Annotated in this window: 19 protein-coding genes and 2 rRNA genes; 6 read left to right on the top strand and 15 right to left on the bottom strand. The window is 55.3% G+C overall.

Translation table 11 applies throughout. The features are described 5' to 3' along the window. Positions 1 to 23: 23 nt before the first annotated feature. The 3 genes from Q7U76_01135 to Q7U76_01125 form a co-directional block, all read right to left on the bottom strand. The gene (locus Q7U76_01135) at positions 24 to 368 is read right to left on the bottom strand and encodes a PilZ domain-containing protein (GenBank protein ID MDO8354979.1); all 345 of its coding nucleotides are present in this window, start codon (positions 366 to 368) and stop codon (positions 24 to 26) included. A 47-nt stretch (positions 369 to 415) separates the two neighbouring features. After that, positions 416 to 796, bottom strand: coding sequence for a PilZ domain-containing protein (locus Q7U76_01130; GenBank protein ID MDO8354978.1), 381 nt, complete (start codon positions 794 to 796; stop codon positions 416 to 418). Positions 797 to 1,982: 1,186 nt separating this feature from the next. Continuing rightward, entirely contained in the window at positions 1,983 to 3,236 is a 1,254-nt protein-coding gene (locus Q7U76_01125; GenBank protein ID MDO8354977.1) for a DEAD/DEAH box helicase, read from the bottom strand. Between the two features lie 599 nt (positions 3,237 to 3,835). On the opposite strand from Q7U76_01125, the gene Q7U76_01120 reads away from it, so the two are divergent. The 4 genes from Q7U76_01120 to Q7U76_01105 all read left to right on the top strand — a co-directional run bounded on the left by Q7U76_01120 (position 3,836) and on the right by Q7U76_01105 (position 6,029). Next, positions 3,836 to 4,765, top strand: a complete 930-nt coding sequence (locus Q7U76_01120; protein ID MDO8354976.1) for a fatty acid desaturase — start codon at positions 3,836 to 3,838, stop codon at positions 4,763 to 4,765. Between the two features lie 21 nt (positions 4,766 to 4,786). Further along, positions 4,787 to 5,050: an RNA-binding protein gene (locus Q7U76_01115; GenBank protein MDO8354975.1), complete on the top strand. Its 264-nt coding sequence runs from the start codon at positions 4,787 to 4,789 to the stop codon at positions 5,048 to 5,050. 30 nt (positions 5,051 to 5,080) lie between these two features. After that, positions 5,081 to 5,383, top strand: coding sequence for a hypothetical protein (locus Q7U76_01110; GenBank protein ID MDO8354974.1), 303 nt, complete (start codon positions 5,081 to 5,083; stop codon positions 5,381 to 5,383). Between the two features lie 307 nt (positions 5,384 to 5,690). After that, positions 5,691 to 6,029: an RNA-binding protein gene (locus Q7U76_01105; GenBank protein MDO8354973.1), complete on the top strand. Its 339-nt coding sequence runs from the start codon at positions 5,691 to 5,693 to the stop codon at positions 6,027 to 6,029. A gap of 140 nt (positions 6,030 to 6,169) precedes the next feature. Here the strand turns inward: Q7U76_01105 and Q7U76_01100 are convergent, their stop codons facing one another. The 7 genes from Q7U76_01100 to Q7U76_01070 form a co-directional block, all read right to left on the bottom strand. Continuing rightward, positions 6,170 to 6,970 carry a class I SAM-dependent methyltransferase gene (locus tag Q7U76_01100; GenBank protein MDO8354972.1) on the bottom strand — a complete coding sequence of 267 codons (801 nt, stop codon included), beginning with the start codon at positions 6,968 to 6,970 and terminating at the stop codon, positions 6,170 to 6,172. 207 nt (positions 6,971 to 7,177) lie between these two features. Further along, positions 7,178 to 7,375 carry a hypothetical protein gene (locus Q7U76_01095; GenBank protein ID MDO8354971.1) on the bottom strand — a complete coding sequence of 66 codons (198 nt, stop codon included), beginning with the start codon at positions 7,373 to 7,375 and terminating at the stop codon, positions 7,178 to 7,180. 179 nt (positions 7,376 to 7,554) lie between these two features. Beyond that, positions 7,555 to 7,749 carry a hypothetical protein gene (locus Q7U76_01090; GenBank protein ID MDO8354970.1) on the bottom strand — a complete coding sequence of 65 codons (195 nt, stop codon included), beginning with the start codon at positions 7,747 to 7,749 and terminating at the stop codon, positions 7,555 to 7,557. Between the two features lie 347 nt (positions 7,750 to 8,096). Further along, positions 8,097 to 8,459, bottom strand: coding sequence for a response regulator (locus tag Q7U76_01085; GenBank protein MDO8354969.1), 363 nt, complete (start codon positions 8,457 to 8,459; stop codon positions 8,097 to 8,099). A gap of 83 nt (positions 8,460 to 8,542) precedes the next feature. Continuing rightward, the gene (locus tag Q7U76_01080; GenBank protein MDO8354968.1) at positions 8,543 to 8,692 is read right to left on the bottom strand and encodes a hypothetical protein; all 150 of its coding nucleotides are present in this window, start codon (positions 8,690 to 8,692) and stop codon (positions 8,543 to 8,545) included. A gap of 193 nt (positions 8,693 to 8,885) precedes the next feature. Further along, positions 8,886 to 9,671 carry a dienelactone hydrolase family protein gene (locus Q7U76_01075; GenBank protein MDO8354967.1) on the bottom strand — a complete coding sequence of 262 codons (786 nt, stop codon included), beginning with the start codon at positions 9,669 to 9,671 and terminating at the stop codon, positions 8,886 to 8,888. Positions 9,672 to 9,837: 166 nt separating this feature from the next. Continuing rightward, the gene (locus Q7U76_01070; GenBank protein MDO8354966.1) at positions 9,838 to 10,242 is read right to left on the bottom strand and encodes a hypothetical protein; all 405 of its coding nucleotides are present in this window, start codon (positions 10,240 to 10,242) and stop codon (positions 9,838 to 9,840) included. Positions 10,243 to 10,721: 479 nt separating this feature from the next. Between Q7U76_01070 and Q7U76_01065 the strand changes: the two genes are divergently transcribed. Together Q7U76_01065 and Q7U76_01060 are read left to right on the top strand one after the other, a co-directional pair. After that, positions 10,722 to 11,060 (top strand): hypothetical protein, encoded by a 339-nt coding sequence (locus Q7U76_01065; protein MDO8354965.1) that lies wholly within the window; start codon positions 10,722 to 10,724, stop codon positions 11,058 to 11,060. A gap of 89 nt (positions 11,061 to 11,149) precedes the next feature. Beyond that, on the top strand, positions 11,150 to 11,389 hold the full coding sequence (locus tag Q7U76_01060) for a hypothetical protein (GenBank protein MDO8354964.1): 240 nt from the start codon (positions 11,150 to 11,152) through the stop codon (positions 11,387 to 11,389). Between the two features lie 257 nt (positions 11,390 to 11,646). On the opposite strand, the gene Q7U76_01055 is transcribed toward Q7U76_01060, so the two are convergent. The 5 genes from Q7U76_01055 to Q7U76_01035 all read right to left on the bottom strand — a co-directional run. Beyond that, positions 11,647 to 11,991, bottom strand: a complete 345-nt coding sequence (locus tag Q7U76_01055) for a hypothetical protein (GenBank protein MDO8354963.1) — start codon at positions 11,989 to 11,991, stop codon at positions 11,647 to 11,649. A gap of 101 nt (positions 11,992 to 12,092) precedes the next feature. Next, a complete protein-coding gene (locus Q7U76_01050) occupies positions 12,093 to 12,338 on the bottom strand; it encodes a hypothetical protein (protein MDO8354962.1) in 246 nt (81 codons plus the stop codon). A 525-nt stretch (positions 12,339 to 12,863) separates the two neighbouring features. Continuing rightward, the gene (locus Q7U76_01045; GenBank protein MDO8354961.1) at positions 12,864 to 13,544 is read right to left on the bottom strand and encodes a uracil-DNA glycosylase; all 681 of its coding nucleotides are present in this window, start codon (positions 13,542 to 13,544) and stop codon (positions 12,864 to 12,866) included. Positions 13,545 to 13,686: 142 nt separating this feature from the next. Continuing rightward, positions 13,687 to 13,803, bottom strand: a 5S ribosomal RNA gene (rrf, locus tag Q7U76_01040). A gap of 153 nt (positions 13,804 to 13,956) precedes the next feature. Continuing rightward, positions 13,957 to 14,606 (bottom strand): 23S ribosomal RNA (locus Q7U76_01035); the annotation flags it as partial.

The following is a 14,606-nucleotide window of genomic DNA, read 5'->3' as shown; positions in this document are numbered from 1 at the left end:
TAATCGCACCAAATGATCTTATGTCAATGCGAGGGAACACGGGAGAGAAATTTCCGCAGGCGAGTTTCAGCGCGTTGAGAGAGCGCAATAAATTCCAATCCAAATGTATGACGATTACCCCATCTCACGGTCGCATCGACATTCATCGTCGTCGTCTGATCCGGCAATCGCAGACTGACCGCGAGCTGATCTCCCTGATTCATAGCGGCGGGGCTCATCACTTTTGCACCGTTCAACGACACATCAAGCACAACACCCAATCCTGCACGCTCAGCCGCTGCCCATCGCTGTAAGCCAATGCGTGCAAACGAACAGGCGAAGGGTGCCGGAATGCGAAGACGCGGGTATCGTCTTGACTCAGTGCCCATTCCAACCTCTCATCCACAACCTTCCACGCATCCTGGACATAGGAAAATTATGCGGCGCTCGGTGACATGACCGCCACATACTTTTCCAGACGGCTCTGTGCCGTTGGAGACAACTCCGTAAAAGCCAAGCCGAAAAATTGGTCCTTTGTCCACTGCACCGTGGCCACGGCAATCTCGGCAGGCTTAATTTGCTTGGGAAGACGCAGGCTCAATGTGATTTGATCTCCAGGCTTAATCGCAGCCTCTGTGCTGACTCGCGCCCCGCATATCGAAAGATCGTAGACCACTCCCAAGTCGATAGACGGCCGAAGTAACCAACGCCGAACCTGACGTCGAGACAGCGCGCAGGCGAACGGAGCAGAGATGCGCACTCGCGAATGCCGGCGAAACTTATTCGAGCCAGAGGATCGATATGAGAGTTGTTCCATGGAGCCTCCCTACCCTGTCGCTACTGTACTCCAGAGCGCTCTACTCAGAAAAACATTTCATGAATTCCACTCGTTGGCCCATAACACGAGACGAAGAGCTCCACCATAACCAGACCTTCCGCAAATACCAGGTTTGACTCTGGCCATACCCCATGGTATTCTGATTTTCCGTACGAGCCAGCTTTTCCCCTCGCGCGGCTCCATCTCACTCGATCATCCCAGCGCGCTTGATCAGTTAGGGCGAGCTGCTCTTACGTTCCATTGAAGGTCTGCGCGAATACTGAGCAGACCAATGGGCGAAGTGATTGAAGCATTTCTATCCGATCCCCTCATCTCCATCGAGCATCGGTCCAAACCGGAGATGCCAGGTTCTATAAAGGAGCATCTATGAAGCTATCCACTGGGTGGCGAGCCGACAAAACGAGAAAGAACCGCGCAAGGGCGACAAGAAAACCAAAGATCAGATGGGAGGTACTCGGCCTTCCAAGTCCTCTGGATCCAAGCCTGACCACCTCCATGGAGGATATTCGCCAGCAGGTGTCGAATATGGCTAGCCGCGGATTCGGCCAGGGCACTCGCTCGCGTACGGCTGAGCGAGAAGCAAAAACTACCAATCATGCTCCTGACTCAACCAGCAAGAGACGCCGAGGAGCAACGGAACCGTCGCCTTCGTAGGCGGGACCAGACCATAACGGCAGGCGATTGACGAATCACGACGAGTCGTCACGCAAAGGAGGGCATCATCGGACGAGCAGGAAAAACGACCATCGCAAAACGAGACCGCGAGAAAGCGAAACAGGTTCAGCGGCGCGATAAAGACGCGAAGCGGGAACAGCGTAAGACCGAGAAGCCAGATCGCCCATCGAGCACTGAGGGAGGAGAAGATCCTGATTTGGCAGGGCTTCAGTGGGGCCCACAAGAACCGCTGTACTAAGAATGATGTGAGGGCAGGCCCCGCGCATCACATTACGCCCAACCCGACGCCGCCCTCACAAATCGTTCGACGGAAAGCCTGCCCAGCCGCGTGGAGGGCAACCACGCGGCGATATCAGCCCTCAGCCTCCGAGAAGCACCAGGCCCTCTGCATCTACCAAGGCCGGAAAATCATTTTCAATCGTCGGCATCAGTTCCATACTTCCAGTACTGACATGAGCCTGAGTCATGCCACCCCGCTTGATCGAGAAGCCTAGACCCCCTCAGGCACGACAGGACCTGACTGCTGTTGACGTCGATCCTCGCCTGGACGGCCCCACCGCTGACGCTCGCCCCTGGAGCGATCAGCCCCTCCCCTCGAAGGGGAACGATCACCGGGGCCAGGACTTCCCTCTGCCAACGGCACAGCGTGCCCCAACAGAGTCTCGATCGCTCGCAGCTGATCATGATCCTCAGCCGTCACGAAACTGGTGGCTCGCCCAGTCATCTTCATCCTGGCTGTCCGCCCAATACGATGGATATAGTCCTCCGGAGAGTTCGGCAAGTCGTAATTCACCACATGGCCGATATTCGCCACGTCGATTCCGCGGGCGGCAACGTCCGTCGCGACGAGAATCCTCACTTGCCCGCGCTTAAATCCGTCAAGTGCGCGGAGGCGCTGCGGCAACGTTCGATCTCCGTGGATGACCGCAACACGGTGACCGGCCTGCTCTAACGTCTGACCGAGTCGATCGACTCGGCTCTTGGTCCGAGCGAACACGAGAACCGTTCCCCGTTCAACCCCCAGCAACGACACCAATAGATTCGTCTTTTCATGGAACGTCGTATAGTGCACCGCCTGCGTGACACCTTCCGCCGTCGTCGAGTGAGGCGTCACCATCACACGAACCGCATCCTTCAGGCTCGCCTGAACTAAACGGGTCACATCCGTTGGAAGGGTAGCGGAAAAGAGCAACGTCTGTCGCTCCAGCGGCAAGGCGTCAAGAATCTGATTGATCTGTGGTGCAAAGCCCATATCGAGCATACGGTCGGCTTCGTCCAGCACTAGAATTTTAATGGGGAGCATATTGACCGTCCCGTTCCACATATGGTCCAGCAAACGCCCAGGCGTGGCAACCAGGATGTCGGGCCGTTGACGCAAACCCCTGATCTGCGCCTGCATATCGCTCCCTCCGACAATGACCGTTGCGGAGATATTGTGGCTCCGCCCCAGCTTCTCGATCGAATCGAAAATCTGCAAGGCCAATTCACGGGTTGGCGCAAGAATTAACGCCTGGGGATGACCTTTTGGCAGAACTGCGAGGCGCTCGATCATAGGCACCACAAATGCCGCCGTCTTCCCCGTACCGGTTTGCGCGCACCCAATCACGTCCCGGCCCTCAAGAGCTGGGGGAATGGCCTGGGCTTGAATGGGAGTAGGAACCAACAACCCCGCTGCCGTCAAATCCCGCAGAAGCGGCTCGGACAAACCAAGGGTGTGAAAACTCGTGTGAACAGAGGTATTCACTGCACTATCCTTTCAGTGTGATCGCATTAAGACGGGATCAGAGAGCCGAGGGGAGAGAAACCAGAAAGGGATCAACTCCGACAGGACCTGGTCGCGATGCGATCGCGAAGTCCGTTATGGTGTATACAGTCGTACCGCCGGACACTGCGATTACGCTGTACGATTATCGTACAGCAAGCCCGTTCCAGCGTCAACTCTCTCGATAAATCAAAGGGCTCGACAAGATCTCTCGTGAATTTAACCAGGACTTCCAATACCGAGAGTTATGGATCATGGCACAATAGAACAGCTCGGTCGCTATCCTCAATGAACTGTGTTATGCTGAAAGAGGTTCAAGCTCGGTCACTACTCTATCCCTCGCGCCCTGACTCCCTCCCTCTAGATCCTGCGCGATCGATGCTCTAGTTTCCGCCCTACTCTGCATACAGATCTCATCAAAGAGATCGAACAACAGAACCAGTCCGTGCCGCACTCATCTCTGTTCGAGCCGTACGATCGACAGACGAGTACAGGACCGGACGGTCCTTGAATGAATAATAATGCCGCGTATAATGTCGGGCTGAGGCCGCAGTACGCACCCCCCGGAACGAAGAGGCCCTATGAGCCAGACAGCCCCTCAACGCGCGACTCCACGATCACCCACGATTGCCATGACATCGACAGGACTTCCGATTGCGATCAGCCGACGCTACAACAAGGTCTGGACGATCATATTGTTTTGCGCCATTGCCATAGGCGCCATGATCGGAGTTCCGCTCTATGGATACGTCTATCACTACAGCTGGCTGGACTGGTCGCTCTTTGGATTCCTCTATGTCACCAGTGGACTGGGTATCACTGTCGGCTACCATCGACTGATGGCCCACCGAAGCTTCGACTGTCCGAACTGGGTCAAGGGCGCACTCTTAATCGCGGGTGCTTGGGCGTTGCAAAACTCCGCCATCAAATGGGCGTCCGATCATCTGCGACATCACGCACATTGCGACGAGGTCAAAGATCCGTACAACGCGCAACTGGGATTCTGGCATAGCCACTGCGGATGGCTCTTTACCCCTGATCAGTATGCCGATCCAAAATATGCGACGCGCGTCGCGAACGATCCCGTTGCGATCTGGCAACACCAACATTACCCGCTTCTGGTCCTTACGGGTTTGGCCGGCACATTTCTCATCGGTTTCCTCCACAACGGCATCATGGGTGGCATCGGCTGCTTTCTCCTCGCCGGTGTGGGACGAACTTTTGCGGTGCTGAACTCCACGTTTTGCATCAACTCCGTCTGTCATCTGTGGGGACGTCAGCCACACGGCACCTCTGATTCCAGTCGAGACAGCTGGCTCGTGTCTCTCGTGACGTTTGGCGAGGGGTACCATAACTACCATCATATGTATCCGACCGACTACCGAAACGGCCATCGCTGGTACCACTTTGATCCCTCGAAATGGCTCATCCTCGGGCTCTACTCACTAGGACTTGCGACATCGCTGCGGACAGGCTCGTACGTCGAAGACTCGCTCACTCGAACGAATTAATACGTCACGAAGGGAATCTCGATGGGGAAACGAGTCCTATACGTGGGAGGACTCCCGGACAAGGTCTCGGACTGCGAGCTACGAGGCTTGTTCGCCTCCTATGGACTGGTCGCCAGAGCCTATGTGGTCCGATTCAAACATACAGGAAAGTCTGCCGGATACGGATTCGTCGAAATGGGATCCGGTGAACAGGCATTGAGCGCCGTGGTGGCCCTTGAAGGCACCGAATGGGAGGGACACCTCCTCAGGCTTTACGTGACTCCCTACGCAAACCAACCAGCCTAACCTCGCACACGTCTTGGAGAAGGAATCACCATGGGCCGTACCAACTTAGACCCGATCATGACCTTTCCCGATGGGTCGCACCTCTTGATCAGCACCGCCTGTTCAAAAGAGGGCAATTTCTCCTGTGCCCTCTACATGGCGACCATCGAAGCCGATGATCGAGGAGCCTTCCGCGTCGTCTCCAACCATCTCGCCGCAGCCACCTGCCTCGTGGCGCAAGAAGACGCCTACAACCATGCCCAGCGCCTCTACCCGCGTTCGGCTGAGACGATGAAAAAGCCTCCCTACCTCATTTGGCCTGGTCCCGGCCCAACCGGAAACGCAGATGTATAGGACCGCCGACTGAATCGCTCGACCCGGCCCTCTCGCTCCACTCCCCACTGCACAGGTCCCCACCGCGCTGAAGAAATAGCGGCTATAGCTTTTCATGTGCGTCTCTGTTAAGGTGTTCCTGTTTCATGCGGCGGGCCTCGCATGAAACAGCAAATAGAACGGCCCATCACCGATATTGTTGTTGCCGAGAATCTGATCGGAAGTTCGACCCAAGCCGCTCCATTGTTCGCGTCTTCGGCCCGTTCCTTCCCCTCGTGTATTCGTTCTCGAGTCGCAGACAATATCAATTTCAGAAGGAGGAACCCCCATGGGTTCAAAACTTTATGTCGGCGGGTTGCCGTATGCGGCAACTGAATCACAGCTCACCACCCTCTTTGCCGCGCATGGCACCGTCGAGTCTGCGCGCGTGATCACGGACAAGTTCACCGGGCAATCACGAGGCTTCGGCTTCGTCGAGATGGCCACACAGGAAGAAGCCAAGGCCGCGATTGCGGCATTGAACGGCTCACAGATGGACGGACGTCCCCTGACTGTCAATGAAGCCAAGCCACAAGAACCACGCACCGGCGGCGGTAGCGGTGGCGGTGGTGGTCGTTTTGGCGGCGGTGGCGGCGGTGGCGATCGCGGCGGTCGCAGCCGCTTCTAACGAAGCGCTTACCAGCAAAAGCTGAAGAAGGGGCGCTTCAACCGAAGCGCCCCTTCGCATTTTAGCCATCCGGCCGGTCTCAACTCCTCATACCTCTCTTCAGCTCATCGTGGCATGCGCCCGTCCACTGATCTCCCCTGCTAGGACTTCCACCCCGACAACACACATCGCTGCGCAATGAGTGGCGTGAAGCTTTCCACATCTTCAGACACCTTTGTCATGACTTCGTTCGCCAATCTGTGATCGTCAAAACATTCGTACGCATCATCAAGAAACCCACCCCGAAGCAGTGGATGTTGAAGAAACGCCTGACCCGCTCCAGTTGCCACCTCCAACGGATACTCAACCACCGAAATGCGCGTGAGATGAAGCCGCTCCAGCCAACTCCGAACGTCTTCGTCCGACGGCCGCTCAGCAAGGTAGACCTCAAGCCGACGGCGCTCGGTCAAGAGCCCACCAACAGCCATCTCTTGGTCGATCCTGCGCCAAAGTGAATCAAACGTGCCTAGCGAAGGAAATGTCAGCACTAGCTGACCTCCAGGCTTGAGGTGCTCCAGTAATCCCTGGATGACCTCGAAACGATTGGGACGGAAAAACATGACGGACAGATTGCCCGTAATGCGATCGAAACAGGGTATGTGCGGTTCGAGTGCACGCATATCCTGGCACTCGAACCGTAGCCATGGAAGCTGTGCTCCCTGGATGACTCGCGCGCTCTCCACCTGGCGTCCACTAAGATCGACAGCCAAGACTTGCCCGGTGGGCCCCACCTGCTCTGCCAAATAGAACGCAGGGATCCCATGCCCGGAAGCAATGTCGAGAATGGACAGACCCGGGCGAAGATCTACATGCTGCAATAAGGACTCGGCAAAGGGAGTGGACCAATAGTCCTGGGATGGAAGAGGCCACCGGGATCTCGCATCAGTCGTACGTTCGCTCATGGAACGCTTCCTCACTCGTAATGGCCCCAGATGCCCCGACCTGAACTACCAGCCGTTTCACGAAGTATCAACCGTGATCGCCCAGTGCCGCCACGCTTTTCAACAAAAATACTTCGCAGGATTATTCTGGGAGGGCCGTAAAAGAAGAGACGTCACCGCGGATTTGGCAGGGACAGGCGAATAGGCGCCACACCTCACCCCTGAGACCTACGAGGATTTGGGCTGGCGTTTCACATGAAGGCCCTTATCGCTCTTGCTCAGCGGTTTACTGGACTCGCCTTCAGAGAGAATGTCCTCAATCTGGGATTCGGTACAGGTAAGATCACCATCGACAACTTTCCGCATGGGAGTGCCGGCCGACTTGGCTGCGGCATGAACCTTTTTATCTTTGGCATCGTCCGACATGATGGCGGTACTCTTTCTTGGTGAATAGGCGCTGCAGTCAAGCAGGGCATCTACGGCGATAACATATGATCCAGCGCGACTACAGGAAGAGTATCCTCCCATGACCGGCAGGCTGATTGCTCGGCGACGCATCCACAGGAGGCGCTTCGATTATGCTGCACAATCTGAAGATGCGCACACTACACGCCGGCGGATACGGCAGCCGCACTCTGAAGTGGCGGAACGACTGCAGCCGGTGTCGTCTGCATAGATGCCTTCAGCTCATCAATCGCCCTCGCAACATCTTCTTCAGTCGATCCAAACCGGTCGCCCATCACCTTCACGGCCTGTGTGATCGCCTTCTTCATTTTCACAATCTGTTCTTCCGGTGTCATAACGTCTCTCCTTCATATTATTCGTGACCTGCAACGAGAGGCCTGCGGCTCGTCCATGGCATCATATGTCCCCAATAAACCGATCCGCGTCGGTCCGGATGCACACACACGATAGCCACAGCACACATACGTTGAACTAGGCGCGGCGGAGACTGGGGGATCAGACGCGCGGGAAGGACACAGCGGGCGCGAGGGATAGAACAGTCAGCGAGGCTCAACGCAGCACGGCCCTATGCTAGACGCCATAGAGAGCCTGGTCAAGCGCTATTAACAGGATGTCAGGACGTTCCACCAGCGCCACAGATCATGCCCCCTGACGCAAGAGAAGCGAGACGGTTTCAACTATGCTAATGATCTAATTCGTATCGCACGGCGCCGAGCAGCTGAGGCATGCTAAACGGCTTCCGAAACGTCTGTCGTGCACCGAGAAGCTTTGCGACATCTAACACGTTCTTTTCCCCTCCCGCGCCTGAGATGGCGACCACCTTGGCGTTGAGGAATTCACGCGTCAGCTCCAGAAGCATATCCAGCCCGTTCAACTCTGGCATGAGGATGTCTGTAATGACCAAGTCCGCCGGTTTCCGGCGATACAACTCAAGACCCTGGCGGCCGTTGACAGCTTCCGTGACCTCATACCCTGCCGCTTCCAGCGCGGAACGGAGCAGAATACGGATGGACGCTTCATCATCGATGATCAGAATCGTCGCCATGATACGAAACACTCCCGTGGCTCTCGATGAAAAGGACATTCCTGAGCGCCGTGCACATGAATCACGTACGCAGCGCCGTCCCCTTACGACTCCTCTTCTTCGATACCATCGATGGTGGCTTTAATCCCTTCAACAAAGGCCTCCGGCTGAGCCAGCGCGCGCTCCGTTAGTTGGAACTCGGAAACCAATACACCGTCTTTATCAACAATAATCAAGCGATATCCCTGCTTCACAACGAATTCCCCTCGTAAGGTAGCCCCATCTGCCACGAGACTACCACAGGAAGAAGCCTGACTTCGACGGTGGAAGCTCGAGGAGAAATAATTTCTGACGGCTGGCTGGTACGGTGAGCAGGAGCAGATACAGACACGCAGGCGAGCACGAGACGAGAGACCCATCCCTCGAAGGAGCCCAACGCTAACCTCGTTACAGCTTGATCTCGGTCGAAGCTCTAGACGCCTGCCGATCGCCTTCTCCCAGCTTGCGAGTGAACAGCTCCAGGGCCATGTCGTAACAAATCCTGGCCGCAGCTGGATCGTAGCGAGGACCTTCGTCGCGAAGAAAGGCATGCGCGGCATTGAACTCATGCCACTGGAAATGCGCCACGGCCTCGCTCAACGCGTTGTAAATCAGCGCACGACCCTCCCGGGGAATGTGAGGGTCCTGCCTCCCCCAAATCATCAGCAACTCACCCCTGATCTCGCCGATCCGGTCCAGGCTGTTGTCGTGCATGCCCTTGCCCAAACTGCGCTTGTGGATATCCGTTGCGTAGAAACAGGTGGTGGCTAACACGTCAGACTGCATGGCCGCACGAAACGCTAAATGCCCTCCAATGCACAGGCCCATAACCCCTAGCTTGCCCGTACAATGCGAGGAGGATTTCAGATAGTCCAGCACTGCACGCGTATCGCCATCGTAGCTCGACAATATCTTGGTAGTCTTGTGCAGATTCCCGCGCTCGGCGCCCGCCTCGTCGTAGGCCAGCACAGTGCCTGCCGGCTCCAGTTCGTGGTAGATCTCGGGAACCGCCACCACAAATCCATGACTCGCCAACATCGCGGCTGTTCGCCGGATTGGCCCCGTCACTTGGAAGATCTCCGAATACAACACCAGGCCAGGATACCGCCCCTCAGCCGCTGGCCGAAAGAGGTATGTACGCATAGGCCCCGTGGGAGTGGGGATATCAGCCGAGTCGGTATCGTTGACGATCATGCGATGTTCCGATGTAGCAGCAGGGAACTCACCCCTCATCGGTCAAAGATAGAGCAGGGTAACGTCGACCGTGAGAGGTCACAGATACAGACCCTGCAGCATGTTTCTCAAACAGAAAGCGGACGCCCGTGTGGCAAAAACATTCTACCGCCCCTACTGCGTCTCACTAGTACCCACGCCCACTGCCGCCGCGTCCCATCCGATCCAGCGGGAGCGCATCATACCGAGCCTTTAAGTCTGGATGCCCGTTGAGATAGGCCTTGACGGACGCCTCATCCGCAAAAACATCCGGGCTGCGCTTCCGATACTCTTCAATCGACAGGTGATGCTTCGCCAAGAGCGTGCTGAGCTTTGCATTGATATCCGCGCCCATTTCCTTCATCTGCTCTGGCGACGGCCGCTGTCCTTCCTTGAACCGCTCCCCGCCTTGAAAATAGCTCGTCATCATCTCGCCGATCTCAATCCTGGCTTTCACAAATGATTCCACCTCGGCCGGATCCGCCGCATAGCCGAACCCGGCAGACAGCACGATACCCAATGCAATTCCAATCGTGTAACGAGTCAATGTCATAGCCAATATCCCTTCGTAACAGGATGGATGAGCCAAACCTTCAATCAACGGACGCCATCATATCATCCCGGCCGATCAACAACGGATGGGGAGAATGTGCGTACAGATAAACCACCCCTGTTTCGGTGAACAAGAATGAACACAAAGTACCGGCACTCATGGCCGCACATGTCCCATGCGAGGCCGGGGGTATTCCCTCCATTATTCGCTATGGCAGTGCTGCCTATGGTACAGTAATGTTGTCTCTGTTGAACGAAGAATATTGGCATTCCTTCCCTGTTGATGACGCCCATGAGCGGTTGCGTGAATTATCGCCGCCGTCTCTCCATCAACGCCGTGCTGACTCACTTCGTGCTTAATTCGAGATCGCTCGCCGGGACAAAGCGCATCGATGACATTTCCATAACCGTGGGATGCACGATGAAAAGATCGGCAGTTATTCTACACTCCATATCGGATTACAGGGAGAGACCATGACTATGAATACCGTAAAACCTGCGCAGCCACGAACAGCCAAGGCCTGGGTCCGCATTCCCGATGGCACAAAGGTTAAACACCGTCATGAAGGACACATTGGATTTATCGATGGGCTTACCGAGATTGTCACCGGCCCCAACCGGAACCCGGATGGAAAAACGCAATATCGCATGAATATTGGGGCACCGGATCGCCAGCTTGTAACAGAAGACGATTTGTCTATCCTGATCGACGATGAGGATCTCGTCATTATGTTGCGGCAGAAGGCACCGTATCGCCGCGCCGTCACACAATCGCTCCATAGTGTGCTGGCAGCAGATCGCTTCATTAAACCGGCCTAACAGACTTAGAGCGAGTGCGGTGAGGATGGCACACGCAGTATGAGCACCGTGAAATGCCTGCCCGCAGAAACCTGGATGTAGAATCGATCATGACAGAAACCTGCTACGCCAAAGGCCAGAAAGTGATCTTGGTCACCAATCAGATCAAGAATGGCAAATGGCTATGCAAGTTTTCGATTCCAGGATCCAGCCATCTCGACGGCGGCGTGGCATGCCAGGATTCATCGAAGGGCTACAACACCGAATGGGAAGCGAGAACCAACGCATTTCAGCGAGCCAAGCTCATGCTGGAAGGGCCTCAGGACGTCACACAAGATCGTCTTTCCTGAGTAATCCTGATGGCTAGTCTTTGTAGTTGGACCGTGAGAAAAACGCAGACGAGAGCTGGCTGGGAAAGCTTCCTTGGGGGGCTGCCGTCTTTAAACGGCTCGAACTGCGGCTCCTTCTCCCCCAACGACCGCACTCATCCTACGCTCATTAAATCACAGAAAAACGACTACTTCAGCAGACATATACATTCCCGCACGAGGCGGCCTACCCGCGCTGATAGTTACAATCATGCGGGCAGGCGCTCAATGTCAGACTGTTAGGCCCAGGTCCGATGCAGTTCGCTGACATGCTCGATCCCGCCCACGGCACTAATTTCCCAACGAACATCGTCAGGAATCGTGACGACGCGCAACTCGGCACCATGGCCATTGGCGGCCATACCGAGTTCCTCCACAACTTGTGCCAACTTCAGGTCATCACGCGGAATCAGTATTCCACACTGATTGAGGCTCGGCTCTCTCGGCGTCGCAGCCTCGGGCCAGTAGGCTCCGAGGTCCGTTTCCTTAAGCGCATCCAGCTGGCCCAGCTCACGTAATCGCAGAAATGCTTGGTGACTCACCGAAAACTTGTCGTAGCTCTTGTTGATCACAATTTTCTTCATAAACCGATCCTTTCCTCTCCCTTGTCGGGGCTCAGGTTGTCGCAATATTTGATGGGCCTGGGACCGGCTCTTCTAACCGCGCAATCAGGCTGCGTGATTCGTCAGGGTACCTTTACTGGGTCTGCATACTTGCTCGTATAGTTCCCGGACCAATGCGAATAGCGACGGTTAGCCCATGTATTCACATCCCCGTTCTCAGTTGCGCCATATCGCTTCAACAAGACGGCCGAGAAGGTGACCAGATTCCCCGCAATTTCCAACAGGTCTGAGTCTGTAATCTTCACCCACTTCGCTTTGAGTGGCGCCTTGAGTTGCATCCAAAATGCTGAAAATTGTTCTTGATTCATCTGACGTTCCTCTCTTGCGTGGTGGAATGAGAACAGTACACATTGATTCACCCGATGTGTCACAAAGGTTTGGCCCGTCATAGCCACAACGCTATACCTGTCAGGGACAGCGGTCGTGCGCCACAACAGATGCGGCAACCAATGGGCACTCTGGCGTAGAAGCGGCGGAGACCGGAGAATCAGACGCACGGAAACGTGGGAGGGAGTGCAGTGCGAGAGATGGGACAGTCGGCGTGGCTCAATACGTCGTCCCTCACCTTACAGGCCTCAGGGGGGAGAGTCAATGCACTAGCGACAGGAACTGCCTGTAACAACTGGATATTATGGAGCAATAATTATTCCGTCATGGCCGACCAGGACAGATGATTTAGGGAAAAGCACAGGGAGGATAACTCTTGCAGGCTGCTCAAAAAATTCGTCCAGCAAGGCCGCAGGCAAATCGAAATCGGAGGCATACCCTCAGGGGTACGTTGAGGATTTCGATGAGCCGAGAACGATGCTGGCGGGATTTTCCAGAAACCGGCGCTAGACATCTGGAATCTGCCAATCAATCGGAGCTACCCCGGCATCGGCAAGATTGCGGTTGACCTGCGAGAAACAGCGACATCCGTAGAATTTCTTGACTGATAATGGCGAAGGATGTGCGCAAGCAACCACGGCATGGTGCGATTGCGCAATCAATGGCAACTTATTCTGAGCCTTGCGTCCCCAGAGCACGAAAACCACTCGCGTTGGCTTCGCGGCAACCAGCTCGATCATACGGTCGGTAAATTGCTCCCACCCACGTCCCTGATGAGAATTGGCCTCATGTGCCCTAACTGTAAGGACTGTATTGAGCATAAGGACGCCTTGCCTGGCCCATGGCTCTAGATGCCCGTTATTGGGAATCCGGCATCCCAGATCGTCATGGAGTTCTCGATAAACATTGCGCAATGAAAACGGCAAGGGGCGAACAGTTGAAAGCACGGAGAAACAAAGACCATGGGCATACCCAGGCGTTGGATAGGGATCCTGGCCGATTAGGAGTACACGGACCTGATCGTAAGATGTTGCGGCTAATGCGTTGAAGATGTCCTTGCTGGGAGGGAGAACCGACTGTCCACTTGCAACTTCGCTGTCTAGAAATGCATCGAGTTTGCGAAAGTATGGCCTACGCGTCTCAGTATCGAGCAACGATCGCCAGCCTGGAGGAATCGAAGGAATCATTGGGGAACTGATACCACAGATTCAATCGGCAGGTCACTAATCATCGCGTGACATCATTTTAATAAGAGATAGCGAGATGGGTGTACACATGATCATGGCAATAAAAAGCCCGCTGACCTTTCGATCAGCGGGCTTTTTTGTAACCCGGCAGCGTCCTACTTTCCCACTGCCTCACAGCAGCAGTATCATCGGCCTTGGAGGGCTTAACTTCCGTGTTCGGGATGGGAACGGGTGTGGCCCCTCCGGTAATGCCACCGGGAACGTCTATAAATTGAACATGTCTTGAGTGCTGGGTACTAAGTTTTGAGTGGGTTGAGTTTAAATTGACTCAGCACTCAAAACTTTGGTCTCAGCACTCACGACGCAAGTGTTGCATCGTGTGAAGACCACGTCTATCAGGAGCAAAGATGATGATGTTAAACCGCACGACCGATTAGTACTGGTAAGCTACAGCCATCACTGGCCTTCCACACCCAGCCTATCAAACTCGTAGTCTACAAGTGGTCTTTAGGGGGCATACACCCCGGGAGAGCTTATCTTGAGGCACGCTTCTCGCTTAGATGCTTTCAGCGATTATCGCTACCGGACATAGCTACCCGGCACTGCCGCTGGCGCGACAACCGGCAAACCAGAGGTCCGTCCTTCACAGTCCTCTCGTACTAGTGAAAGCCCCTCTCAACTCTCCTCCGCCCACAACAGATAGGGACCGAACTGTCTCACGACGTTCTGAACCCAACTCTCGTACCGCTTTAATCGGCGAACAGCCGAACCCTTGGGACCTACTTCAGCCCCAGGATGCGATGAGTCGACATCGAGGTGCCAAACCGCGTCGTCGATGTGAACTCTTGGACGCGATAAGCCTGTTATCCCCGGCGTACCTTTTATCCGTTGAGCGATGGCCCTTCCATACAGCGCCACCGGATCACTAAGCCCTACTTTCGTATCTGCTCGGCCCGTGTGCCTCACAGTTAAGCCTCCTTATGCCTTTACACTCAATGGCTGATTTCCGACCAGCCTGAGGAGACCTTTGGGCGCCTCCGTTACCTTTTAGGAGGCGACCGC

This window comes from Nitrospirota bacterium (assembly GCA_030645475.1).
Taxonomy (GTDB): domain Bacteria; phylum Nitrospirota; class Nitrospiria; order Nitrospirales; family Nitrospiraceae; genus Palsa-1315.
The sequence above is the reverse complement of the archived record's forward strand: the minus strand, read 5'-3'. Positions and strand labels throughout refer to the sequence as shown.